This is a genomic window from Burkholderia sp. Bp9140, from assembly GCF_003853425.1.
In the GTDB taxonomy this organism is placed as follows: domain Bacteria; phylum Pseudomonadota; class Gammaproteobacteria; order Burkholderiales; family Burkholderiaceae; genus Burkholderia.
Genome location: NZ_QTPQ01000018.1, coordinates 77,169 through 102,217 on the forward strand (window position 1 = coordinate 77,169; position 25,049 = coordinate 102,217).

The window sequence follows — 25,049 nt, forward strand, 5'->3', positions numbered from 1 at the left end:
AACCCGTACGATGCACGAAGCCAGTCCGTGGGGAAACCGCAGCCGCCTGAAGACCCGCCAGCTCCTGCTGGTCGTCGCGCTCGCCGACGAAGGCAGCATTCACCGCGCGGCGGCCGCGCTGAACATGACGCAGCCGGCCGCGTCGAAGCTGCTGCGCGAGCTCGAGGAGTCGATCGGCGCGGTGCTGTTCGAGCGCCTGCCGCGCGGGATGCGGCCGACGCTGTACGGCGACGCGCTGATCCGCCACGCGCGCGCGGCGCTCGGCAGCCTCGACCAGGCGCGCGAGGAGCTGGCGGCGCTGAAGGCCGGCCATCTCGGGCACGTGGCGGTGGGCGCGATCACGTCGCCGGGGCTGCGGCTCGTGCCGCCGGCCGTCGCCGCGGTGAAGGGTACGCATGCGAACGTGCGGGTGTCCGTCGAGATCGACACAAGCAACGCGCTGCTCGAACACCTCGCGCAGGACAAGCTCGACATCGTGCTCGGCCGGCTGTCCGCCGAACACGACAAGCTGCACCTGCGCTACGAGCCGCTGACCGGCGAGCCGGTCGCCGCGGTCGTGCGGCCCGGCCATCCGCTGCTCGCGCAGGCGCCGCTGTCGCTCGCCGACGTGCAGCGCGCCGCGTGGGTCATGCCGCCGGCCGGCAGCGTGCTGCGCCATCGCTTCGAGCTCGTGTTCCAGCGCGCGAGCCTGGCGCCGCCGGCGAATGTGGTCGAGACGGCCGCGCTGCTGTTCATCACGCAGCTGATCGAGCAGAGCGACATGATCGCGGTGCTCGCGGAAGATGTCGCGCTGTACTACGCGCGACATGGGATCGTCTCGGTGCTGCCGCTGCAGATGGATTGCCGGATGGACGATTTCGGGATCATCACGCGCACCGACCGGCTGCATTCGCCGGCCGTCGCGGTGATGGCCGACGCGATTCGTGCGGCGGCGCGGGAGGTTTACGGGATCGGGTTGTAGCGCGGCGATCAGATTCCGCGCGCCCGCTCACCGCGTCGCGCGCGGCGGTCTTTGACGCCCGCCGCGTGCGTCACGCGGCGGCGAACTCGATCACCGGCTCGCACCGGATCGGGAAATTGACGGAGTTCGCCACGTAGCACTTCGCATGCGCGTCATGATGCAGCCGCCCGGCCAGCTCGCGATCGTCGCCGGCGCGAATGGTCACGCGCGGATGCAGCACGATTTCGGTGAAGCGCCCCGGCTCGGCGGTATCGAGCATCGTCCCTTCGGCGTCGTCGAGATACGCGAGCACGCGGATGCCCGCATCGGAACACAGATGCAGATACCAGAGCTTGTGGCACGCCGATGCCGACGCCAGCAGCAGGTCCTCCGGGTTCCAGCGCGCCGCGTCGCCGCGAAACGCCGCGTCCGACGAGCCCGGAATGTCCGGCTTCGAACCCGCGCGGATCACGTGATCGCGGCCATATTCGCGGTACCCCGACGTGCCGGTTCCGCGGTTGCCGGTCCACTCCACCGCCACGCGGTACTTGTGTTCGCCATGCGCCATCTCGCTCTCCTGGGTGATCGGTACGTGAGGCCGCCATTGTGGCACCGGAATCACGTGATGCGGCTCGTCCGCCCCGGTACCTCGCCCGTCGTCCCCCGCACCACCAGCCGCGGCACCGACGCCGTCCGCACGCGCGACGCATCGTCGATCTGCCCGCCCGCCTCGCGCAACGCATTGAGCAGTTCGACCGCGAGCCCCGCGGCCTCGGCGGTCGGGATCGCGACGGTCGTCAACGTGGGACGCGTATCGCTGGCCAGATGAATATCGGTGATGCCGACGATCGACAGGTCGTCGGGCACGCGCCGGCCGCGATCGGCCGCCGCGTGCAGCGCGCCGATCGCGGGCAGGTCATTGGCCGCGACCAGCGCGGTCAACCCGGGATGCGCGTCGAGCAGCCGGCCCGCCGCGCGCACGCCGCCTTCGATCGAATCGTGCTCGGCCGCGACGATCGACGCGTCGAGCCCCGCTTCACGCATCACGTCGACGAAGCCGTCGTAGCGCGCCGCCTGCACGCCGCTCGCCGACCCGCCGACGATCACGCCGATCGTCCGGTGCCCGAGTTCGAGCAGATGCCGCGTCGCGATCCGCCCCGCCTCGCGGAAATCCACCGCCACGCACGGCAATCCTTCGGGCGGCGCATCGGGCCGCTCCCACAGACACAGCACGACCGGCACGCCGCGCCGCGCGACGTCGACCAGATCCGGCAGGTGCAGGTTCGCGTTGGTCACGAGGATGCCCTCGGAAATCGTGCCGGCGATCTGGTCGAGATACGCGCGCCCCTGCAACGGATCTTCATTCGTATTGCAGACGATCAGGAACTGCCCGTTGCGGCGCACCGCGCGCTCGACCGCGAGCGCGAATTCCGGATAGAACGGGTTCGCGATGCTCGACACCATCAGCGCGACCGTCGGCGCGCGCCCTTCCGCGAGTGCCCGCGCGGCCAGATGCGGCCGGTACCCGAGCGCCTGCACGGCGTCGAGCACCCGCGCGCGGGTGGCTGCGCCGACCCGGCCGCGGTTGCGCAGCACGTTCGAGACCGTCGCGGCCGTCACGCCGGCGCGGCGGGCCACTTCATCGAGTGTCGCCATCACTTGTTCACTATATGAGACGTCGATCCAGTATTTGCTTCGCTCACCGAAGCGGCGCACTATCGCCGCACACCCTGCCGCCCGCCCGATGGGCGCGACTCGGCCGCGATCGCCACCGGCTCTTTTTTCGATCGCGATGATTAAGCGCTTAAGCATCGACGAAGGCGCATTAGAACATGGAGCGGAGACAATGGCGAGCATCTCGATGCGGCGCGTGCAGAAAACCTATGGCGAGCACGCGCCGGTCATTCGCGACGTCGATCTGGAGATCGGCGCGCACGAGTTCTGCGTGTTCCTCGGCCCGTCCGGCTGCGGCAAGTCGACCCTGCTGCGGATGATCGCCGGGCTCGAGGACCTGAGCGACGGCGAGCTGTCGATCGACGGCCGCCGCGTCGACGACGTGCCGGCCGCCGAACGCGGCGTCGCGATGGTGTTCCAGAGCTACGCGCTGTTTCCGCACATGACGGTCTACGAGAACATGGCGTTCGGGCTGAAGCTCGCGCGCGTGCCGAAGGCCGAGATCGACCGGAAGGTGCGCGACGCCGCGCGGATCCTGCAGCTCGACACGCTGCTCGAGCGCAAGCCGAAGGCGCTGTCCGGCGGCCAGCGGCAGCGCGTCGCGATCGGCCGCGCGATCGTGCGCGAGCCCGGCGTGTTCCTGTTCGACGAACCGCTGTCGAACCTCGACGCGGCGCTGCGCGGCCAGACCCGCATCGAGATCGCGAAGCTGCACCGGCAATTCGAACGCGCGAGCGTCGTCTACGTGACACACGACCAGACCGAGGCGATGACGCTCGCCGACAAGATCGTGCTGCTGCACGCCGGTGCCGACACCGCGCGGCACGGCAGCATCGCGCAGGTCGGCGCGCCGCTCGACCTCTATCACCATCCGGCCAGCCGCTTCGTCGCCGGCTTCATCGGCTCGCCGCGAATGAACTTCCTGCCGGCCGTCGTCGCCGCCTGCAACGCGCAACGCACGACCGTCACCGTCGTGCCGTCCGGCGAAACCTTCACGGTGCCGCGCGACGGTTCCGCGCTCGCGCCGGGCGCTGCCGTCACGCTCGGCATCCGCCCCGAACACCTGACGCTCGGCGCCGCGCGCGACGCGACGACGCTCGCGCGCGACGTCGCGCTCGTCGAACGCCTCGGCGAGCAGACCTACGTGCACCTCGACCAGCCCGGCGGCACGCCGCTGATCGCGAAGGTGCCCGGCGACGCGGCCGTGCGCGGCGGCGAGCGCGTGCACGCGCATGCGCCGGCCGCGGCCTGTCACCTCTTCACCGAAGACGGCCGCGCGGTGCCCGCGTGCGCCGACGTTCACGTCCACCACTACGCATAAGGATCGGGCATGCGCCTCGGAGTCTGCTACTACCCGGAACACTGGCCGGAATCGATGTGGGCGGACGACGCCCGCCGGATGAAGGCGCTCGGCATCACGCAGGTGCGGATCGCCGAATTCGCATGGAGCCGCATCGAGCCGTCGCCGGGCGAATACGACTGGGGCTGGCTCGACCGCGCGGTCGACGTGCTTGGTGCGGCCGGCCTCGACATCGTGATGTGCACGCCGACCGCGACGCCGCCGAAATGGCTGGTCGACCGTCACCCCGACATCCTCGCGATCGGTGCGGACGGCCGGCCGCGCAGGTTCGGTTCGCGCCGCCACTACGACTTCTCGTCGCCGACCTATCTGGAAGCGTCGCGCCGCATCTGCACGGCGGTCGCCGAACGCTACGGGCGCCACCCGGCCGTGCGCTACTGGCAGACCGACAACGAGCTCGGCTGCCACCAGACGGTCGTCAGCTACTCGCCGGCCGCGCTCGTGCGCTTTCGCGAATGGCTGAAGGCGCGCCACGGCACGATCGACGCGCTGAACCGCGCCTGGGGCACCGTGTTCTGGAGCATGGAGTACCGGCATTTCGACGAAGTCGACGCGCCGGTCGGCACCGTGACCGAGGCGCATCCGTCGCATCGCCTCGACTACCGGCGCTTCGCGTCCGACGAAGTCGCGCGCTATCACCGGATGCAGGTCGACGTGATCCGCGCGCATTCGCCGGGCCGCCCCGTCGCGCACAACTTCATGCAGCTCTTCACCGAGTTCGACCACTACGAAGTCGCACGCGACCTCGACGTCGCGACGTGGGACAGCTATCCGCTCGGCGCGCTCGAGGAGCAGTGGTTCGCGCCCGACGTGAAGGCGCGCTGGCTGCGCACCGGCCATCCGGATTTCGCGTCGTTCAATCACGATCTGTATCGCGGGATGTCGAAGCTGCCGTTCTGGGTGATGGAGCAGCAGCCGGGGCCCGTGAACTGGGCGCAGTGGAACCCCGCGCCGCTGCCGGGCATGGTGCGCCTGTGGAGCTGGGAAGCGTTCGCGCACGGCGCCGGCTGCGTGTCCTACTTCCGCTGGCGGCAGGCGCCGTTCGCGCAGGAGCAGATGCATGCGGGCCTGCACACGCCGGACGACAAGCTCGACGAAGGCGGCCGCGAAGCGCAGCGCGTCGCGCGCGAGGTTGCGGCCGTGCTCGACGCCGGTGCCGATGCCGACGCGAACGGCGCGGTGCGCGCACCCGTCGCGCTGGTGTTCGACTACGAAGCGAAGTGGCTGCTCGACGTGCAGCCGCAAGGCGCCGATTTCCACTACCCGCGCTTCGCGTTCGAGTACTACTCGGCACTGCGTTCGCTCGGCCTCGACGTCGACATCATTTCCGCGCACGCGCCGCTCGACGGCTACCGGCTCGTCGCCGTGCCGCCGCTGCCGGTCGTGCCGGACGACTTCGCGGCGCGGCTCGCCGCATCGGGCGCGCATGCGGTGTTCGGCCCGCGCACCGGATCGAAGACCGCCGACCTGCAGATTCCGCCCGCGCTGCCGCCCGGCCCCCTCGCGTCGATCCTGCCGGTGCGCGTATGGCGCGTCGAATCGCTGCGGCCGAACGTGACCGAGCGGATCGACGGCACGTTGCGCGACGGCGCGCCGCTCACCGGCGACGCACGGCACTGGCGCGACCTCGTCGAGCTGCACGACGACGCACGCAGCGTCGTGCGTGCGCGCTTCGCCGACGGTCATCCGGCCTGCGTGTCGCATGGCACGCTGCACTACTGGGCCGCGCTGTTCGACGACGCGACCACCGCGCGCCTGTTCGCCGACGTCGCGGCCGAAGCCGGCCTGGCACCGTCGCCGCTCGGCGACGGCGTGCGCATGAGCCGGCGCGGCGGCCTGACCTACGTATTCAACTATGGCGGCACGCCGCACACGATCGACGGGGTGCCGCCGTCCGCGTTCGTGGTCGGCGCCGCGCAGGTCGAGCCGCAAGGCGTCGCCGTGTATCGAAGCCGTTCGTAGCAACCGCCCCCGGCGCCGCGATGCGCCGGTCACGCACAACGACACACAGGACTGGAGACACCCATGACACATCGCCCCCTTCGCGTCGCCGCCCGGCTTGCGACCGCCGCCGCCATCGCGTTCGCTTCGTTCGGCGCCGCGGCGCCGGCCGGCGCGGGCACGCTGACGATCAACATCGCGTTCAAGGGCGCCAGCCAGCGCGCGGTCTGGCAGTCGACGCTCGAGGCGTTCCACAAGGCCCATCCCGACATCGACGTGAAGCCCACCTTCGTCGACGAGGAAGCGTACAAGGTGCAGCTCCCCGCGTGGCTCACGACCGTCGCGCCCGACGTGGTGAACTGGCACGCGGGCGAGCGGATGGCGTACTACGCGAAGCGCGGGCTGTTCGAGGACCTGAGCGGCGACTGGACGAAGAACGGCTGGGGCGCGATGTACGCGTCGACGCGCGACGCGTCGTCGTATAACGGCAAGCAGTACGCGGCGCCGACCGTCTATTACTCGTGGGGGCTGTTCTACCGCAAGGACCTGTTCGGCAAGGTCGGCATCGCCGACGAGCCGAAGACCTGGGATCAATTCCTCGACGCGTGCAGGAAGCTGAAGGCGGCCGGCATCACGCCGATCGCGGTCGGCGGCCGCGACGCGTGGACGCTCGCCGGCTGGTTCGACTATCTCGACCTGCGCCTGAACGGCAACGCGTTCCACCAGCAGCTGATGGCCGGCGACGTGCCGTACACCGACCCGCGCGTGAAGAAGGTCTACACGACGTGGAAATCGCTGATCGACTCGGGCTACTTCATCGACAACGCGCTGTCCTACGATCTCGACGGCGCGCAGCCGTTCCTGTTCCAGGGCAAGGCCGCGATGATGCTGATGGGCACCTTCATCGCGGCGGGCTTCCCGCCGAACGTGAAGCAGGAAATGGGCTACTACCGCTTCCCGATCATCGACCCGAAGGTGCCGACCGCCGAGGACGGCCCGGTCGAATCGCTGCACATTCCGACCAAGGCGAAGAACAAGGCTGACGCACACACGTTCCTCGCGTTCGTCGAAACGCCCGAGATGGGCGCGAAGCTCGCGGAAGGGCTCGGCTCGCTGTCGGCCAACAGCAAGTCGCCGGAGCCGGCCGATCCGATCTCGCGGATCGGCTTCCGGATCCTCGCCGACACGAAGGGCGGCGTCGCGCAGTTCTACGACCGCGACATGACGAAGGAAATGGCCGACGAAGGGATGAAGGGCATGCAGCAGTTCGTCGCGAATCCCGCGCAGCTCGATACCGTGCTCGCGCAACTCGAACAGACCCGCAAGCGGATCTACAAGAAGTAATCGCGCGACCCATGCGGCGGCCCTGCGCCGCCGCGTCCGCCCAGGAGGCTTGCCGTGTCCAGTCCGATCACGTCCCCCCCGCCCGCCGGCGCTGGCGCCGCGCCGCCGCCGCGCGGCGCATCCACCGCCACCGCGCTGCCCGCACGTCGCCCGTCGCCCGCCGTGCGGCGGCAACGGCGCGCCGCGTGGCTCTTTCTCGCGCCTGCGTGCGCGATGGTTGCTGTCTATGTGATCTGGCCGATCCTGTCGACGCTGTGGCTGAGCCTCTGCAACTGGGACGGGATGACCGAGCGCACGTTCGTCGGTCTCGCGAACTACGCGGAGCTGCTGCACGCGCCGACCTTCTACACCGCGCTGCGCAACAACGTGATCTGGCTCGCGCTGTTCATGCTCGCGCCGCCGCTCGGGCTCGCGCTCGCGCTGTACCTGAACCAGGCGGTGGCCGGCATCCGGCTCGTGAAGTCGCTGTTCTTCGCGCCGTTCGTGCTGTCCGGCGTGGTGGTCGGCCTGATCTTCTCGTGGTTCTACGATCCGACCTTCGGCCTGCTCGCGCTGATCGCCGGACACGGGATCCCGGTGCTCGGCGATGCACGCTATGCGACGTTCGGCATCGTGTTCGCCGCGCTGTGGCCGCAAACCGCGTACTGCATGATCCTGTACCTGACCGGCCTCACGTCGGTGAACCCGGAGCAGATCGAAGCGGCGCGGATGGAGGGCGCGCGCGGCTTCGCGCTGCTGTGGCACGTCGTGCTGCCGCAGTTGCGGCCGACCACGTTCATGGCGATCGTCGTCACGGTGATCGGTGCGCTGCGCAGCTTCGACCTGATCTCGGTGATGACGGGCGGCGGCCCGTTCGAGAGCTCGACCGTGCTCGCGTATTACATGTACGACCAGGCGATCAAGTACTACCGGCTCGGCTATTCCGCATCGATCGCGGTCGTGCTGTTCGCGATCATGCTCGTCTACATCGTGTTCCAGTTGCGCCGCCTGCTGCGCAACGAGCAATAACCTGACCGGTGGCCATCATGTTTCCGACGCCCGTTACCCAATGGAAGCCCGTCTCGCGCCGGCTGTACAAGCTGTCGCTGCCCGTCGCGCTCGTGATCTGGCTGCTGCCGATGATCGCGGTGTTCGTCACGTCGGTGCGCTCGACCGAGGAGCTGGTCGAAGGCCACTACTGGGGCTGGCCGCGGCACTTCTCGATGATCGAGAACTATCGCGACGCGCTGACCACGTCGCCGATGCTGCATTACTTCTGGAACAGCGTGCAGATCACGGTGCCGTCCGTGCTCGGCTCGATCGCGCTTGCGGCGATGGCCGGGTTCGCGCTCGCGACTTACCGGTTTCGTGGCAATGCCGCGCTGTTCGGGACGTTCGTCGCGGGGAACTTCGTGCCGGTGCAGGTGTTGATGATTCCGGTGCGGGATTTGTCGCTCAGGCTCGGGGTGTTCAACACGGTCGAGGCGTTGATTCTCTTTCACGTCGCGTTTCAGACGGGGTTCTGCACGCTGTTTCTGCGGAACTTCATCAAGCAGTTGCCGTTCGAGTTGATCGAGGCTGCGCGGATCGAAGGCGCGGGCGAGTGGACGGTGTTCTGGCGGATCGTCTTGCCGTTGATCCGGCCTGCGCTGGCCGCGCTCGCGATCCTCGTGTTCACGTTCGTGTGGAACGATTACTTCTGGGCGCTGTGCCTCACGCAAGGCGATGAGGCTGCGCCGATTACCGCGGGGGTGGCGGCGCTGAAGGGGCAATGGACCACGTCGTGGAATCTGGTGTCGGCCGGGTCGATTCTTGCCGCGCTGCCGTCGGTCGCGATGTTCTTCGCGATGCAGAAGCATTTCGTCGCGGGGCTGACGTTCGGGGCGACGAAAGGTTGAGCAAGCGCTGGTCGCGGATTCGCATCTCCTCCTCTTCATCGAGAGGTTGCCCGCTTCGGCGGGCTTTTTTCCTGGTTCTTCGTCGAACGCGACGCGATCCTTTGGGGAAGCCGTATTTCCCGTCGCGCCCCTGTCATCGCGGCGCTTGATGACCTTGACGGTGCGGTGAATAGACCGGATATTCTCCGCAAAAATTGCGGTGAATATTGAATCGTGCGGCGAATCGGTGGGATAATCTCCGCATCATGAGCGGAGATTACACCTTCATCTGGGAGTCGGCCGACTGGCCTGCATGGCGCTTCGACCTCCCGGCACTCGCCACGCCACTCGCCGACGTCAGCCGTGCGCAAGGCATGCTGGTCGGGCGACTGGCGGATATCGGCCTGGCGCTGCGCGACGAGGCCAGCCTGGCCGCGCTGACGGAGGATGTCGTCAAGACCAGCGCCATCGAGGGCGAAAGCCTGAACGTCGCATCGGTTCGATCGTCGATTGCGCGTCGGCTTGGCGTCGATATCGGCGCCCTGGCGCCAGTCGATCGCCACATCGAGGGCGTGGTCGACATGGTGCTGGATGCGACGACCCATTCGGCGGCGCCGGTCACCGAAGGCCGTTTGTTCGGGTGGCATGCCGCTCTTTTCCCGACCGGCTATTCGGGGATGTCGCGCATCACGGTCGGTGCATGGCGTACGGATGCGAGCGGGCCGATGCAGGTGGTGTCCGGGCCGATCGGTCGACAGCGCGTGCATTTCGAAGCGCCGCCCGCCGCGCGCCTGACCGGCGAGATCGGACGCTTTCTCGCGTGGCTCAATGCGCCGCCAACCGAGCCTTTGCTGATCCGGGCCGGCCTGGCCCACCTGTGGTTCGTCACGCTTCACCCGTTCGACGACGGCAACGGCCGGATCGCGCGCGCGCTCGGGGATCTGGTCCTGGCGCGCGCCGATCGGAGTCCACAACGTTTCTATAGCCTGTCGGCGCAAATCCAGCGCGAACGTCACGCGTATTACGACGTGCTGGAACGTACGCAGCGCGATTCGCTCGACGTCACCGAATGGCTCGCGTGGTTTCTGAACACCCTGGGGCGGGCCGTCGATCACGCGCACACGACGCTCGATGCGGTCCTGGTCAAGGCGCGCTTCTGGCAGCAACATGCGGGCCTCGCGATGAACGAACGCCAGGCCAAGGTCATGAATCGCTTGCTCGACGGCTTCGAAGGGAAACTGACGACCACCAAGTGGGCGGCCCTCGCGAAGTGCTCGCAAGACACGGCGCTGCGCGATATCAGCGAACTCGTCGCGCACGGTGTGCTGCGCCGCTCGCTGTCCGCCGGCCGAAGCACGAGCTACGAGCTGGCGCCGTTCGGCGGCTGACGCCATCGCCTGCAGGCGTAGCCGGCGACGGCTGTCGTCGCAGTTTCCCGCCTTTCGATCCTCCCGCCAGGTCGGACGCTGGATGTCTCGCAGGCCCCGCCTGCTACGCGTCGCCCGACCGCCCCTCCCGCAACCTCACATCCACCGCCCCGATATTCTTCTCATGCGCGACCAGCATCAGCGACAGCGCGTGATGAATATCCGGATTCGCGAGCGTCGGCAGCAGTGCCTGCAGCTTGCGTACGACCCACCTCTGGCCGCGGTTCAAGAACGCCATCCGCTCGGCCAGATCGTCGATCGCCATCGCCTTTTCATGGAACGAACCGGTCGCACGCGTCGGCGTCGCACCGAGCGTGCGAATCGCATCGACCAGCACGCTGCACCAATGCGCCTCGTCCTGGCGAATATGCGCGATCAGCCGATGGAGTTCGGGATCGTCGTTGACCTCGGCCGCCGTCTCCGAAGCGACGCGAGCACCCGCGCGCTCCGCTTCCAGCAATTCATCGAGCGCCGCGAGCAACGCCGTACGATTCTCACCCGCGTCGCCCGCCGATGACGCGGCCGCCGCTTTCTCGACGATCGCCGCCGCATCGAGCACGATCCGGCGCAGCACGTCGCCGGCCGATTCGATCGCGCCGATCCGCCCGGCGCCCATACCCGCATACAACGCCATCGCTTCGAAATCGCCTGTCATCGTGCGCAGCGGCGAGTCGGTACTGAACAGATGGATCGGCCGACCTTCCTCGTCGCCGATCACGACGCGCTCGTCACTGAACGGATCACCCCGCTCGCCCCGCGTGACACTCGACGGCAGCACACGCACCCGCGCGCCGCGCGGCCAGTTGATGTGAAAGATATCGGTCAGCAGCGTGTCGCCTTCACGCGCATCGACGATCCGCTGCTGGTGATACGCATGCGCGAACGACTCGTGCGTCGCGATGAAGGCCGTGCCCATCACCGCGCCCTGCGCGCCGAGCGCCATCGCGGCGGCCACGTCCGCACCGTCGACGATCCCGCCCGCCGCGAGCACCGGCAACCGCGTCGCGCGAACCACGTCTGGCAGCAACTCGGCCAGCGGCCGATCACCACGCACGTGGCCACCCGCCTCATGCCCCTGGACGATCAGCGCCTGCGCACCCGCCGCCTCGGCCGCGCGCGCGTCGTCGAGCGAGCCGACCTGATGAACCACGCGCACGCCCGCATCGCGCAGACGCCGCACGACGCCCGGCACGACATCCCAGAACAGCGCAACGACCGGCACATGCAATTCGATACACGCGTCGAGCTGCGCATCGAGCAACCCGGGCGGCGTCGACGCGGGAATCAGGTTGACGCCGAACGGCCGCTCGGTGGCCGCGCGCACCTGCTCGACCTCGCGCCGGATCAGCGTGACCGGCTCGCGCACCATCCCGAGAAAACCGAACCCGCCGGCCGCGCTCACGGCGCTCGCGAGCTCGGCCCGCGCGACGCCGCCCATGCCCGCGAGCACGATCGGCCAGGCACAGCCGAGCAGGTCGCAGACCGGGCGATGCAGGATCTGGACGGCGCGGGCCTCGGGCCCGTCGCCACGCGTCGGAATCGACATGCAGTGTCCTCCTTTCAGGATCGGCGGCGCGTCACGGTCGACAGCCAAAGCGCGCGTCGCGCAAAGGCGAAACGGGTCGTGTCGGGCCGTGCATCGAATGGATCACATTGTGACATATTCGACCGCCAGGCCGCAGCGCCGGCCCGACATGCTTGATACACGTCATGGCGGCAATGGCCGCTCCGGTCGTTCGGTGTCAGGTCCAGCCTTCGAGGCGCAGCGTCGAGCGCACGAGCCGCTGCTCCTCCTCCTCGATCTCGCGCAGATAGTCGACGCACTGCCGGATATGCTCGCTCGCGGCCTTGCGCGCCTGGTCGGGCAGCCGCCCGGTCACCGCGTTGTAGAGCCGCGCGTGCTGGCGGTCGATCTGCTTCTTCAGCGGCTCGCGATGATAGAGGTTGTTCACCGACGCGAACACGGAACTGAGCAGCAGGTCGGTCAGCGACTGCAGCGTGTTGACGAGCACCGGATTGTGCGACGCCTCGCAGATCGCGAGATGGAACGCATGGTCGAGCTTCGCACGCGCGGCCGGATCGAGATCCTGCGCATCGGCCGCCGTCATTTCCTCGTAGCGGCGCCGGATCAGGATGAAGTCGGCGGGCGTCCCGCGCAGCGCGGCGAGCCGCGCAGCCTCCGCCTCGAGCATGCCGCGCACCTCGAACAGGTCGTACAGCGTGCGCGGCTGCGAGCCGAGCAGATGCATCATCGGCGAGACTTCGCGCTGCGGGGTCAGGCTCGCGACGAACGAACCCTTGCCGTGCGTCGTGTCGATGATCCCGCGCGCACGCAGCAGCTTCATCCCTTCGCGCACGGCCGTGCGCGACACGCCGAGCTTCTCGGTGAGCCGCCGCTCGGACGGCAGCGCCTGTCCGGCCTTCAGCACGCCGTCGACGATCAACTGCTCGATCCGCTCGGCGACGACGTCGGCCACATTGCGCGCCGGCGCTTGTCGATTCTGCATTTCCATACTGGTATGACCACTTCGGGAGAACATCGCCGATTTTCTCACAAACCCTTGTTGCGATTGGGTTTTCCGTCACAACCACCGCCACCGCCCAGGCACGCTTCCAAAAACTGGTATGACCACGCCTGCGACGTCTGGACACGCGCCGGCCGCCCGCCAAGAATGCCGTCCATCCGGCGCGCCGCGCATCCCGCGGCCGCCTGCATGGTGGAGACGGAGACACACGATGAGTTTCACCTACGACGAACGGATCGACGGCCCGCTGGCGACCGTCGACCGCGACACGCTCGTCGCCGCGCTCGGTGCGGCGGCGCCCGGCCTCGACGTGCTGCACGAGCGCGAGGCGCTGAAGCCGTTCGAATGCGACGGCCTCGCCGCCTACCGCACGGTGCCGCTCGCGGCCGTGCTGCCCGACACCGTCGAACAGGTGCGCGCGGTGCTGCGCGTCGCGGCGGCACACGGCGTGCCGGTCGTCGCGCGCGGCGCGGGCACCGGGCTGTCGGGCGGCGCGATGCCGCTCGAAAAAGGCCTCCTGCTCGTGATGGCGAAGTTCAACAAGATTCTCGAGATCGACCCCGACGCCGGCATCGCGCGCGTGCAGCCCGGCGTGCGCAACCTCGCGATCTCGCAGGCCGCAGCGCCCTACGGCCTCTATTACGCGCCCGATCCGTCGTCGCAGATCGCATGCTCGATCGGCGGCAACGTCGCCGAAAACGCGGGCGGCGTGCACTGCCTGAAATACGGGCTGACGGTGCACAACATCCTGAAGGTCGAGATCCTGACGATCGACGGCGACACGCTGACGCTCGGCGCCGACGCGCTCGACGCGCCCGGCTTCGACCTGCTCGCGCTGTTCACCGGCTCCGAGGGGATGCTCGGCATCGTCACCGAAGTGACGGTGAAGCTGCGCCCGTTGCCGCCGAGCGTGAAGGTGCTGATGGCGAGCTTCGACGACGTCGCCGAAGCCGGCGCGGCGGTCGCGCGGATCATCGGCGCGGGCGTGATCCCGGGCGGGCTCGAGATGATGGACAACCTCGCGATCCGCGCGGCCGAGGACTTCATCCACGCCGGCTATCCGGTCGACGCGCAGGCGATCCTGCTGTGCGAACTCGACGGCGCGGCGACCGATGTCGAAGAGGACGCCGAACGCGTCGCCGCGCTGCTGCGCGACACCGGCGCGTCGGAGATCCGCGTCGCGCGCGACGAGGCCGAGCGGCAGCGCTTCTGGGCCGGCCGCAAGAACGCGTTTCCGGCGGTCGGGCGCATGTCGCCCGATTACTACTGCATGGACGGCACGATCCCGCGCCGCGAGCTGCCGCGCGTGCTCGAAGGGATCGCCGCGTTGTCCGCCGAATACGCGCTGCCGGTCGCGAACGTGTTCCATGCCGGCGACGGCAACATGCATCCGCTGATCCTGTTCGACGCGAACCGCGCCGGCGAACTCGACCGCGCGGAAGCGCTCGGCGGCAAGATCCTCGAGCTGTGCGTCGCGGTGGGCGGCAGCATCACCGGCGAACACGGCGTCGGGCGCGAGAAGATCAACCAGATGTGCGTGCAGTTCAACGCCGACGAAATCACGTTCTTCCACGCCGTGAAGGCCGCATTCGATCCGCAGCGCCTGCTCAATCCCGGCAAGAACATCCCGACGCTGCACCGCTGCGCCGAATTCGGCGCGATGCACGTCCATCACGGCAAGCTGCCGTTTCCCGAACTGGAGCGCTTCTGATGCGACGCGAACGCGAACCCGAATCGATCGACGACAGCGCGACGCTCGTCGCGCAGGTCGACGCCGCGATCCACGATCGCCAGCCGCTGCACATCCGCGGCGCGGGCACGAAGGCGTTCGTCGGCCGCGCGGTCGAAGGCCGCCCGCTCGACGTGCGCACGCACCGCGGCATCGTCGCGTACGACCCGACCGAACTCGTCATCACCGCGCGCGCGGGCACGCCGCTCGCCGAACTCGAGGCGATGCTCGACGCGGCCGGCCAGATGCTGCCGTGCGAGCCGCCGACGTTCGGCGGCGCGGCCACGGTCGGCGGCATGTTCGCGGCCGCGCTGTCGGGGCCGCGCCGCCCGTGGGCCGGCGCGGTGCGCGATTTCGTGCTCGGCTGCCGCGTGATCACCGGCCACGCGAAACACCTGCGCTTCGGCGGCGAGGTGATGAAGAACGTCGCGGGCTACGACGTGTCGCGGCTGCTCGCGGGCAGTTTCGGCTGCCTCGGCGTCGTGACGGAGGTATCGCTGAAGGTGCTGCCGAAGCCGCGCGCGACCGGCGATCTCGCGTTGCCGCTCACGGCAGGCGAAGCCGTGCAGCACGTCGCCGGATGGCGTCGCGCGGGGCTGCCGCTCGCGGGCGCCTGCCACGCGGACGGCGTGCTGCGCGTGCGGCTCGAAGGCGGCGAGGGCTCGGTGAAGGCCGCGCGCAACACGATCGGCGGCGAGCGCATGGACGATCACGACGACGGCTTCTGGGCGCGGCTGCGCGACCTGTCGCTGCCGTTCTTCGATGATCCGCGCCCGTTGTGGCGCGTGTCGGTGCCGGCCGCCGCGCCGCTCGATGCGCTGCCCGGCGTGCAGCTCGTCGACTGGGGCGGCGCGCAGCGCTGGCAGAAGAGCGACGCCGCGCCGGCCGACGTGCAGCGGTTCGCCGCGCAGTGGGGCGGCCATGCGACCTGCTTCACGCCCGGCACGACGCCCGAGCCGTTCCAGCCGCTGCCGCCCGCGCTGCTGCGCGTGCACCGGCAACTGAAGGCGCAACTCGATCCGCATGCGATCTTCAATCCTGGCCGCCTGTACGCGGACGTCTGACGCCAACCCGACTTCGAACCGCCGATGCAAACCAATCTCAGCGAAGCAAGCAAGGCCCTCGACCGGGCCGACGAAGCGGAAGCGATCCTGCGCGCGTGCGTGCACTGCGGCTTCTGCAACGCGACCTGCCCGACCTACCAGGTGCTCGGCAACGAGCTCGACGGGCCGCGCGGGCGCATCTACCTGATCAAGCAAATGCTCGAAGGCGAGCCGTGCGGCGAGCGCACGCAGCAGCATCTCGACCGCTGCCTGACCTGCCGCAACTGCGAGACGACCTGTCCGTCCGGCGTGCGCTACCACACGCTGCTCGACATCGGCCGCGCGGAAGCCGAGAAGCGCGCGCGGCGTCCCGCGCGCGAGCGCCTGCTGCGCGCCGGCCTGCGTCACGTCGTGCCGCGGCCGGCAACGTTCGCCGCGCTGCTGAAGGCCGGCCGCGCGCTACGCCCGCTGCTGCCCGGCGCGCTGCAGGACAAGATCCCGGCCGCCGTGCCCGTGGCCACGCCGCGCCCGCCGGTGCGCCATGCACGGCGCGTGCTGATGCTCGAAGGCTGCGTGCAGCCGTCACTGTCGCCGAACACCAACGCAGCCGCGGCGCGCGTGCTCGACCGGCTCGGCATCAGCGTGACGCCCGCGCGCGAAGCCGGCTGCTGCGGCGCGACCGAATACCACCTGAACGCGCAGGACGCCGGGCTCGCGCGCGCCCGCCGCAACATCGATGCGTGGTGGCCCGCGATCGAGGCCGGCGCGGAAGCGATCGTGCTGACGGCGAGCGGCTGCGGCGCGTTCGTGAAGGAATACGGCGACCTGCTGCGTTCGGACCCCGTTTATGCGGACAAGGCGCGGCGCGTCAGCGCGCTCGCGCGCGACCTCGCGGAAGTGATCGCGGCCGAACCGCTCGACGCGCTGGCCGATGCGACGCAGCGCCGCGTCGCGGTGCACTGCCCGTGCACGCTGCAGCACGCGCAGCGGCTCGGCGGCGCGGTGGAAAGCATCCTGACGCGGCTCGGCTTCGATCTGACGCCTGTCGCCGACGGCCACCTGTGCTGCGGCTCGGCCGGCACCTATGCGCTGACGCAACCCGAACTCGCGACGAAACTGCGCGACAACAAGCTCGACGCGCTCGAAGCCGCACGGCCGGACCTGATTGTCACGGCCAACATCGGCTGCCAGACTCATCTGAACGGTGCGGGCCGCACGCCCGTGCGCCACTGGATCGAGCTCGTCGACAACCGACTCGTCAATTGACTGCTGATTCCGGAGGAACACCATGAAAACGAAACCCGAACTCGAACTCGCCGATGTCGAACGCATGCTCGCCGCCGCCCGCGCGGAAGCCGAGCGGCACGGCTGGGCCGTATCGATCGCCGTCGTCGACGACGGCGGCCACCTGCTCGCGTTCGCGCGCCTCGACGGCGCGTCGGCCGCCAGCGCCTGTATCGCGCAGGACAAGGCGCGCGCGGCGGCGCTCGGCCGTCGCGAGACGAAGGCGTATGAGGATATGATCAACGGTGGCCGCACCGCGTTTCTGAGCGTGCCGCTGACGGGATTGCTCGAAGGCGGCGTGCCGGTCACGGTGGACGGCTGCATTGCAGGCGCGATCGGTGTGTCTGGCGTAAAGTCCGAACAGGACGCGCAGATTGCCCGCGCCGGCATACAAAGCGTCGCGGTATAACAGCCAAGCCGCGCGCGCATTTTTCCCCGGGAGGAATCACGATGATCGACCAAGCAGGACTGCAAGTCGCGCCAGCGCTGAGCCAGTTCATTGAAAACGAAGCACTGCCGGGCACCGGTATCGACAAGGCCGCGTTCTGGAGCGGTTTCTCGGCCCTGGTGCACGACCTCGCGCCGCGCAACCGCGAACTGCTCGCGGAACGCGACCGCCTCCAGCAGGAACTCGACACGTGGCATCGCGCGCACCCCGGCCCGGTGCGCGACCACGCCGCGTATCGCGCATTCCTGGAAGAAATCGGTTACCTCGTGCCGGTCCCGTCGAGCGCCGCGGCAGCCACCGCGAACGTCGACAGCGAGATCGCGACGCAGGCCGGCCCGCAGCTCGTCGTGCCGCTGTCGAATGCGCGCTATGCGCTGAACGCCGCGAACGCACGCTGGGGCAGCCTGTACGACGCGCTGTACGGCACCGATGCGCTGCCCGAGGACGGCGGCGCGGAGCGCACCACGGCCTACAACCCGACGCGCGGCCAGCACGTGATCGACTACGCGCGCGGCGTGCTCGACAACGCGGCGCCGCTCGCGAGCGGCTCGCACCACGACGCGCTGCGCTACCGCGTGCAGGACGGCCAGCTCGCCGTCGAAACCGGCAAGGGGGTCGTGCACCTCGCGCAGCCGGCGCAATTCGTCGGCTACCAGGGCGCGGCCGACGCACCGTCCGCGATCCTGCTGCAGCACAACGGCCTGCACCTCGAGATCCAGATCGACGCATCGACCCCCATCGGTCGCGCCGATCTCGCGAACGTGAAGGACGTCGTGCTCGAAGCCGCGGTCAGCACGATCATCGACTGCGAGGATTCGGTCGCGGCGGTCGACGCCGACGACAAGGTCCAGCTCTACCGCAACTGGCTCGGCCTGATGCAGGGCACGCTGGTCGAGGAAGTCGCGAAGGGCGGCAAGACCTTCACGCGCCGCCTGAACGCCGATCGCGAATACACGACGCCGGCCGGCGGCACGCTGTCGCTGCACGGCCGCTCGCTGCTGTTCGTGCGCAACGTCGGCCACCTGATGACCAACGGCGCGGTGCTCGACCGCGACGGCAACGAGATTCCGGAGGGGGTTCTCGACGGCGTCGTCACGACGCTGTGCGCGCTGCACGACCTGCAGGCGAAGCGCAATTCGCGCACGGGCTCGATCTACATCGTGAAGCCGAAGATGCACGGCCCGGTCGAAGTCGCGTTCGCCGACACGCTGTTCGCGCGCATCGAGGATCTGTACGGCCTGCCGCGCAACACGCTGAAGATGGGCATCATGGACGAGGAGCGCCGCACCAGCGTGAACCTCGCCGCCTGTATCGCGGCAGCCGCCGCGCGCGTCGCGTTCATCAACACCGGCTTCCTCGATCGCACCGGCGACGAGATGCACACCGCGATGGAAGCGGGCCCGATGATCCGCAAGGGCGACATGAAGTCGTCGGCGTGGATCCAGTCATACGAGCGCAACAACGTGCTCGCGGGCCTGTCGGCCGGCCTGCGCGGCCGCGCGCAGATCGGCAAGGGCATGTGGGCGATGCCGGACCTGATGCACGCGATGCTCGAGCAGAAGATCGCGCATCCGCGCGCCGGCGCGAACACCGCGTGGGTGCCGTCGCCGACCGCCGCGACGCTGCACGCGCTGCACTACCACCTCGTCGACGTGCAGGCCGTCCAGCAGGAACTCGAGAAGACGCCGTACGCGAGCGAGCGCGACGCGCTGCTCGAAGGGCTGCTGACCGTGCCGGTCGTCGAGCGCGCCGCCTGGAGCGAGAGCGAGATCCTGAGCGAGGTCGAGAACAACGCGCAGGGCATTCTCGGCTACGTGGTGCGCTGGGTCGAACAGGGCGTCGGCTGCTCGAAGGTGCCCGACATCCACGACGTCGGCCTGATGGAAGACCGCGCGACGCTGCGCATCTCGAGCCAGCACATCGCGAACTGGCTGCGCCACGGCGTGATCACCGAGGCGTTCGTGCTCGACGTGTTCAAGCGGATGGCGCGCGTCGTCGACCAGCAGAACGCGGGCGACCCGAACTATCGCCCGATGGCGCCCGGCTACGACCAGTCGACCGCGTTCAAGGCCGCGTGCGCGCTGGCGCTGCAGGGCACGTCGCAACCGAGCGGTTATACCGAGCCGCTGCTGCATCGGTTCCGGCTCGCGTTCAAGGCGCAACAGCGCGGCGCCTGAACCACCGCATGCGGGCTTTCCCGCATGCGATTTCTCGAAACGGGCGGCCGATACGGCCGCCCGTTTTCATAGGCGAATTGACGCGAACGCTGAAATGGATAATCGGTCCGCATCGCCCGGCCGTTAAAGCATGAAAATCGGCGGCGCGTGGAATGCGCGGCGCGCCCGACCTTGGCACAAAGCCTTGCGCTGCAACGCTCCGCGCACGATTGGCAAGTATCGGTCGCCGCGATAATTTGATCCGGGTCAACGATCCACAACATTTTCCGCGCATACGAATGCGCGCGTTATACTCGGACCAATCCGCGCCGCCCGATTCGTCGGATCGTCGAATCGCGGCAGATCTATCGGGGAATGGGTGACCTGGCGGTTTATCCGGCCGCAAATACCGATAATCGGCACCTGTTTTTCCGGTCGGTCGGGCGGAATGCGCATCGGGGGGCCGCGTACCGGATCGCCGCCGGCCAATCAATCATACGAACATTCGCATCGGCCCGCCGCATGGCGACGATGGCTATCGATCCACGGACCATGGCAGAAACCGACTACGCAATGCCCAGCGAATCCGGTCTGACGGGCCGTGTCGCCGCTCATTTGCGCCGGCGCCTGCTACCGCACCTGATCTTCTATTCGGGGCTGCTGATCGGCCTGCTCCTGCTGCTCCTTTGCGCAATCGTGCTGTACGAAGGCCGCATCGACGCACGCGACCGCGCCCGCACCACGCAGCAGAACATCGCGCTGATGGCGTCGTGGGACATCGAGCGCAACATCGAGTTCTATTCGCTGTCGTTGCAGGCGGTGGTCGAAGGCGAGAACGATCCGACGGTCACCGCGCTGCCGATGCGGCTGCGCCGCCAGGTGCTGTTCGACCGCGCGACGACGGCCAAATATCTTGGCGGCATCTATGTGCTCGATGCGAACGGCGACATCGCGGTCGACGGCAAGAGCGACGTGCCGCGCAAGGCCAACTTCGCCAACGAGGCGTACTTCACCGTGCACCGCGATCACCCGGACGTCGGCCTGTACGTCAGCGATCCATACCATTCGCGACTGCGCGCCGGCTCGCCGAGCGTCGCGCTCAGCCGGCGAATCACGCGGCCCGACGGGTCGTTCGGCGGCGTCGCCGTGATGTCGATCCGGCTCGAATATTTTCAGGACCTGTTCGCGCGCCTCTCGCTCGGCGATCGCGGGTCGATGGCGCTGATCAATACCAAGGGCCTGATGCTCGCGCGCCAGCCGTATGATCCGGCGATCGTCGGCCGCAACATCAGCAAGGCGAGCACGTTCCGGCATTTCATGACCGCCAGCGAAGGCAGCTTCGCCGATACCGCGTCGATCGATGGCGTGCGCCGCCTGTACGTGTTCCGGCACCTCGAACATCTGCCGCTGATCATCATGGTCGCGCGCTCGGAAGCCGACACCTACGCCGCGTGGTACGACCGCGCGATCCCGATCGGCTCGGCGATGGCCATGCTCGCGCTCGGCTTCGTCGCCCTGTCGCTGCTGCTCGACGTGCAGTTGCGCAAGCGTCATCGCGCGGAAACCGAACTGCAGGCGCTTGCGCGCACCGACGGCCTCACCGGCCTCGACAACCGCCGGATGCTCGACGTCACGCTCGCGCGCGAATGGCGTCGTGCCGCGCGCTCGCAGCTCGCGCTGTCGCTACTGTTCGTCGACGTCGATCACTTCAAGCGCTACAACGACACGCAGGGCCACCAGGCCGGCGACGACGCGCTCGCCGCGGTCGGCCGCTGCATCGCCGGCTCGCTGCGCCGTCCGGCCGACTACGCAGCGCGCTACGGCGGCGAGGAGTTCGTCGTCGTGCTGCCCGACGTCGACACGTACGGCGCCGTGACGATCGCCGAATCGATCCGCACCGGCATCCTCGATCTCGGCATCCGGCACGACACCGGCACGGCCGGGCGCCTGACCGCGAGCATCGGCGTGACGACCTGCTATCCGGAGTACGACGACAGCATTCAGGCGGCGCTGAAGCGCGCCGACGACGCGCTGTATCGCGCGAAGGAACTCGGGCGCAATCAGGTCGTCGTGCAGGCGGCCCCGTCCGTCGATCGCATGTCGCGGCGCGCCTGACCCGAGCGTCGGCCGGCCGTCCGGCCGCCACCCCGTCGCCTGCAGGCAAAATCGCCGACAATGTCGGCTCGCCGCGCCGCCGCGCGACGCACGCGCCCGCCGCCGGCCCGCGCCCGCTTCGCACCACCATGAGACTCAAGGCAAAGATTTTCCTTCTGGCCATCGTGCCGTTCCTGCTCGCGATCGCCGGCATCGGCTTCGGCGTGCGCCAGCAGGCGACGTCGCTCGCGCGCACGCAGCACGCGACGATCCAGGCCGCCTACCTGTCGAGCAAGGAAGTCGAGCTGAAGCATTACGTCGAGCTCGCGACCAGCGCGATCATGCCGCTCTACGACGCGAGCGGCCGCAATGCGCGCGACGACGGACTGCTGCGCACGCAGGCGCTCGCGATGCTGCAGAAGATGGACTTCGGCCCCGACGGCTATTTCTTTGTATACGACCTGCACGGCAATGCGCTGATGCATCCGCGCGAGCCCGAGCGCGTCGGCCACAACTTCTGGTCGATGCGCGACCCGCAGGGCGCGCTGACGATCCAGCAGCTGATCGGCGCCGCGTCGCACGGCGGCGGCTATGTGCGCTACACGTGGCAGCGGCCGTCGACGGGCAAGGCCGCGCCGAAGCTCGGCTACGTCGTCGCGCTCGAACGCTGGGGCTGGATGGTCGGCACCGGCATCTATCTCGACGACGTCGATACCGCGCTGCAACGCATCGACGCGCGCGCGTCCGCGAACATCGAGCGCACGATGAGCTGGCTCACCGCGATCGCGCTGACCGGCGCGGCGGCGATCGCCGTCTGCGCGCTGGTGCTGAACGTCAGCGAGTCGCGCAGCGCCGACGCGAAGCTCAAGCAGCTCGCGCAGCGCGTCGTCGAATCGCAGGAGCAGGAGCGCGAGCGGCTGTCGCGCGAGCTGCATGACGGGATCAGCCAGATGATGGTGTCCGCGAAGCTGATGCTCGAATCCGCGCTCGCCCGCTTCGAGCGCGGCGCGACGCGCATGCCCGAAGCCGAGCAGGCGCTCGCGTCGGGTGTCGGGCGGCTCGGCGACACGCTGCGCGAGGTGCGGCGCATCTCGCATGCGCTGCGCCCGGCGATGCTCGACGATCTCGGCCTCGCGGCCGCGCTCGAGCAGCTCGTGCGCGAACTCGGCGCGGAAAGCGGCATCGACATCGGCTATGCGCAGGTCGCGCACAGCGGCGCGCGGCCGTTGCCCGCGCCGGTCAATACGGCGCTGTTCCGGATCGCGCAGGAAGCGCTCAGCAACATCGTGCATCATGCGCGGGCGTCGCGCGCGGCCGTCACGCTCGACGTCGGCGCGCATGCCGTCACGCTGACCATCGCCGACAACGGCTGCGGCTTCGATGCCGAGCGTACGCAGACCGACGCGCGCCGCGGCATCGGGCTGCGCAACATGCGCGAGCGCCTCGACGCGCTCGGCGGCACGCTGACGATCACGTCGCAGGTCGGCCACACCGTCGTGGCCGCGCGCGTGCCGCTGCGCGCCGCCGCCTGACGACGCGCCACCATCACCGGAGACCTTTGCCCATGAGCGCCCCCGACACCGCCCGGCCCGCCGCCCGACTGCTGCTCGTCGACGATCACCCGCTGGTGCGCGACGGCCTGCGGATGCGGCTCGAGGCGGCCGACCTGGCCGTGGTCGGCGAAGCCGGCAACGCGGACGAGGCGCTCGCGCTCGCTGCATCGCTCGAGCCCGATCTCGCGCTGATGGACGTCGGCATGAACGGGATGAGCGGCATCACGCTCGCCGGCGTATTCCACGAGCGCTTTCCGGGAATTCGCGTGCTGATGCTGTCGATGCACGACAACGTCGAATACGTGACGCAGGCCGTGCGCGCCGGCGCGAGCGGCTACCTGCTGAAGGATTCGCCGGCGAGCGAGATCGTGCGTGCGATCGGCGCGGTGCTGGCCGGGCAGACCTTCTTCAGCGAAGGGCTCGCCGCGCGGATGATCCAGGCGAGCGCGACCGCGTCGCCGCTCGACCGCTTGACGCCGCGCGAACGCGACATCCTCGACGCACTGGCCGAGGGGCTGTCGAGCAAGCAGATCGCGCAGCAGACAGGGCTGTCGGTGCGCACGGTGGAAACCCATCGGCTCAACCTGAAACGCAAGCTCGAGATCGAAGGGCAGGCGGAGCTGATCAAGTTCGCGGTCGAGCATCGGCGGCGGTAGGGACGTCCCGATGCCGGCGCAGCGCCATTCCGGACGCGAAACCGCCGGCGAACAGCCAGCAAAAAGGGCGCCCTCGGGCGCCCTGCATGCATGCTGAATAAAATGGACCGCGTCGCGCCGATCAGTTCGTCCGCGAGTTGTGCTTCTGCAGATACGCGATCAGGCCGTCAATGCCGCCGGATGCGAGCTGGCTCTTGAACTGCCCCTGGTAGACCTGGATCAGCCACGCGCCCGACATGTCGATGTCGTAGATCTTCCAGTCGCTGCCGACCTTGCCGAGCCGGTAGCCGACCGACTGGCTGTCGCCCGGCGTCGTGACCGTCGACTGCACCAGCGCATCGGCGCCCGACGCGCCGCCGGCCTTGAACGAGAACTTCGCGTCCTGGCTGCCGAGCTGCGCGAGCGACGCGGCATAGGTGCGCGTCATCAGCAGCTTGAACTGCTTGTACAGCTCCTGCTGCTGTTGCGGCGTCGCCTGCTTCCACGCATCGCCGACCGCGATGCGGGTGGTGCGCTCGAAGTTCGTCGCGGGCAGGAAGCGCTGCTCGACGACGTGCGTGACTTTCGTCATGTCGCCGCCGCGCGCACCCGGATCGGCCTTCATCGCGTTGACGGTGCCTTCGACCGCCGTGCGGACGACGTCGACCGGCGCGCTCTGCGCGAAAGCGGAAACCGACACGGCGGCCGCCGCGACGAAAGCAAACAGATGACGTTTCATACGGATATCGCACTCGATGAGAAAAAACGGCCCGGCGGATTGCATCGACTGCATCGGCCGGTGGGTCGAAGTATAGCGGCCCGGACGCCCGCCTGCCGTGCAGTGACCGACTGTTACCTTTGAACCCTTTTTGTCACAGGGCCCGCTGCGGCGCGGTTCCGGCCAATTATATAAATATCCCCATACAAATCGCCGGGCCCTCCGCGCCGATTCGTGCGGCCCGGCGCAAATATCCTTCCCGCCCCTTTACGCTCCAACGTCGCGACTGACGCCACGTTGCGCCGGTATACTCGTTCCTTTG

General features: G+C 68.8%; 20 protein-coding genes. 15 read left to right on the forward strand and 5 right to left on the reverse strand.

Translation table 11 applies throughout. From position 1 onward, the window contains the following. Nucleotides 1-10: 10 nt before the first annotated feature. Nucleotides 11-961: a LysR family transcriptional regulator gene (locus DIE21_RS16755; protein ID WP_124498744.1), complete on the forward strand. Its 951-nt coding sequence runs from the start codon at nt 11-13 to the stop codon at nt 959-961. Nucleotides 962-1,031: 70 nt separating this feature from the next. Here the strand turns inward: DIE21_RS16755 and DIE21_RS16760 are convergent, their stop codons facing one another. Together DIE21_RS16760 and DIE21_RS16765 are read right to left on the reverse strand one after the other, a co-directional pair. Beyond that, nucleotides 1,032-1,508, reverse strand: a complete 477-nt coding sequence (locus tag DIE21_RS16760) for an OsmC family protein (protein WP_124498745.1) — start codon at nt 1,506-1,508, stop codon at nt 1,032-1,034. A gap of 50 nt (nt 1,509-1,558) precedes the next feature. Next, a complete protein-coding gene (locus DIE21_RS16765; protein ID WP_124498746.1) occupies nt 1,559-2,596 on the reverse strand; it encodes a LacI family DNA-binding transcriptional regulator in 1,038 nt (345 codons plus the stop codon). Between the two features lie 190 nt (nt 2,597-2,786). Between DIE21_RS16765 and DIE21_RS16770 the strand changes: the two genes are divergently transcribed. The 6 genes from DIE21_RS16770 to DIE21_RS16795 all read left to right on the forward strand — a co-directional run bounded on the left by DIE21_RS16770 (nt 2,787) and on the right by DIE21_RS16795 (nt 10,503). Next, complete coding sequence (locus tag DIE21_RS16770; protein WP_124498747.1) at nt 2,787-3,935, forward strand: ABC transporter ATP-binding protein; 1,149 nt, start codon at nt 2,787-2,789, stop codon at nt 3,933-3,935. A 9-nt stretch (nt 3,936-3,944) separates the two neighbouring features. Next, entirely contained in the window at nt 3,945-5,936 is a 1,992-nt protein-coding gene (locus DIE21_RS16775; protein ID WP_124498748.1) for a beta-galactosidase, read from the forward strand. Between the two features lie 63 nt (nt 5,937-5,999). After that, nucleotides 6,000-7,259 carry an ABC transporter substrate-binding protein gene (locus DIE21_RS16780; protein WP_124498749.1) on the forward strand — a complete coding sequence of 420 codons (1,260 nt, stop codon included), beginning with the start codon at nt 6,000-6,002 and terminating at the stop codon, nt 7,257-7,259. 54 nt (nt 7,260-7,313) lie between these two features. Continuing rightward, nucleotides 7,314-8,267, forward strand: coding sequence for a carbohydrate ABC transporter permease (locus tag DIE21_RS16785; protein ID WP_124498750.1), 954 nt, complete (start codon nt 7,314-7,316; stop codon nt 8,265-8,267). Nucleotides 8,268-8,284: 17 nt separating this feature from the next. Further along, on the forward strand, nt 8,285-9,136 hold the full coding sequence (locus DIE21_RS16790; RefSeq protein ID WP_124498751.1) for a carbohydrate ABC transporter permease: 852 nt from the start codon (nt 8,285-8,287) through the stop codon (nt 9,134-9,136). Between the two features lie 245 nt (nt 9,137-9,381). Then, nucleotides 9,382-10,503 (forward strand): Fic family protein, encoded by a 1,122-nt coding sequence (locus tag DIE21_RS16795; RefSeq protein ID WP_221622390.1) that lies wholly within the window; start codon nt 9,382-9,384, stop codon nt 10,501-10,503. 103 nt (nt 10,504-10,606) lie between these two features. Here the strand turns inward: DIE21_RS16795 and DIE21_RS16800 are convergent, their stop codons facing one another. Both DIE21_RS16800 and glcC read right to left on the reverse strand, forming a co-directional pair. After that, nucleotides 10,607-12,088, reverse strand: a complete 1,482-nt coding sequence (locus DIE21_RS16800) for a nitronate monooxygenase (RefSeq protein WP_124498752.1) — start codon at nt 12,086-12,088, stop codon at nt 10,607-10,609. 196 nt (nt 12,089-12,284) lie between these two features. Then, nucleotides 12,285-13,055 (reverse strand): transcriptional regulator GlcC, encoded by a 771-nt coding sequence (gene glcC, locus DIE21_RS16805; protein ID WP_124498793.1) that lies wholly within the window; start codon nt 13,053-13,055, stop codon nt 12,285-12,287. A 223-nt stretch (nt 13,056-13,278) separates the two neighbouring features. On the opposite strand from glcC, the gene glcD reads away from it, so the two are divergent. The 8 genes from glcD to DIE21_RS16845 all read left to right on the forward strand — a co-directional run bounded on the left by glcD (nt 13,279) and on the right by DIE21_RS16845 (nt 24,030). Then, complete coding sequence (gene glcD / locus DIE21_RS16810; RefSeq protein WP_124498753.1) at nt 13,279-14,778, forward strand: glycolate oxidase subunit GlcD; 1,500 nt, start codon at nt 13,279-13,281, stop codon at nt 14,776-14,778. Continuing rightward, nucleotides 14,778-15,860 (forward strand): glycolate oxidase subunit GlcE, encoded by a 1,083-nt coding sequence (glcE, locus tag DIE21_RS16815; protein WP_124498754.1) that lies wholly within the window; start codon nt 14,778-14,780, stop codon nt 15,858-15,860. The genes glcD and glcE overlap by 1 nt, the downstream gene beginning before the upstream one ends. 24 nt (nt 15,861-15,884) lie before the next feature. After that, the gene (glcF, locus tag DIE21_RS16820) at nt 15,885-17,105 is read left to right on the forward strand and encodes a glycolate oxidase subunit GlcF (RefSeq protein ID WP_124498755.1); all 1,221 of its coding nucleotides are present in this window, start codon (nt 15,885-15,887) and stop codon (nt 17,103-17,105) included. Nucleotides 17,106-17,127: 22 nt separating this feature from the next. Then, the gene (locus DIE21_RS16825; protein ID WP_124498756.1) at nt 17,128-17,532 is read left to right on the forward strand and encodes a heme-binding protein; all 405 of its coding nucleotides are present in this window, start codon (nt 17,128-17,130) and stop codon (nt 17,530-17,532) included. A gap of 41 nt (nt 17,533-17,573) precedes the next feature. Next, nucleotides 17,574-19,748, forward strand: a complete 2,175-nt coding sequence (locus tag DIE21_RS16830; RefSeq protein WP_124498757.1) for a malate synthase G — start codon at nt 17,574-17,576, stop codon at nt 19,746-19,748. A gap of 531 nt (nt 19,749-20,279) precedes the next feature. Beyond that, the gene (locus tag DIE21_RS16835) at nt 20,280-21,842 is read left to right on the forward strand and encodes a sensor domain-containing diguanylate cyclase (RefSeq protein ID WP_124498758.1); all 1,563 of its coding nucleotides are present in this window, start codon (nt 20,280-20,282) and stop codon (nt 21,840-21,842) included. 128 nt (nt 21,843-21,970) lie between these two features. Further along, nucleotides 21,971-23,353 (forward strand): cache domain-containing protein, encoded by a 1,383-nt coding sequence (locus DIE21_RS16840; RefSeq protein ID WP_124498759.1) that lies wholly within the window; start codon nt 21,971-21,973, stop codon nt 23,351-23,353. A gap of 32 nt (nt 23,354-23,385) precedes the next feature. Further along, on the forward strand, nt 23,386-24,030 hold the full coding sequence (locus tag DIE21_RS16845; RefSeq protein ID WP_124498760.1) for a response regulator transcription factor: 645 nt from the start codon (nt 23,386-23,388) through the stop codon (nt 24,028-24,030). A gap of 121 nt (nt 24,031-24,151) precedes the next feature. Here DIE21_RS16845 and DIE21_RS16850 read toward each other — a convergent pair whose 3' ends face one another. Next, nucleotides 24,152-24,748, reverse strand: coding sequence for a phospholipid-binding protein MlaC (locus DIE21_RS16850; protein ID WP_124498761.1), 597 nt, complete (start codon nt 24,746-24,748; stop codon nt 24,152-24,154). Nucleotides 24,749-25,049 lie beyond the last annotated feature (301 nt).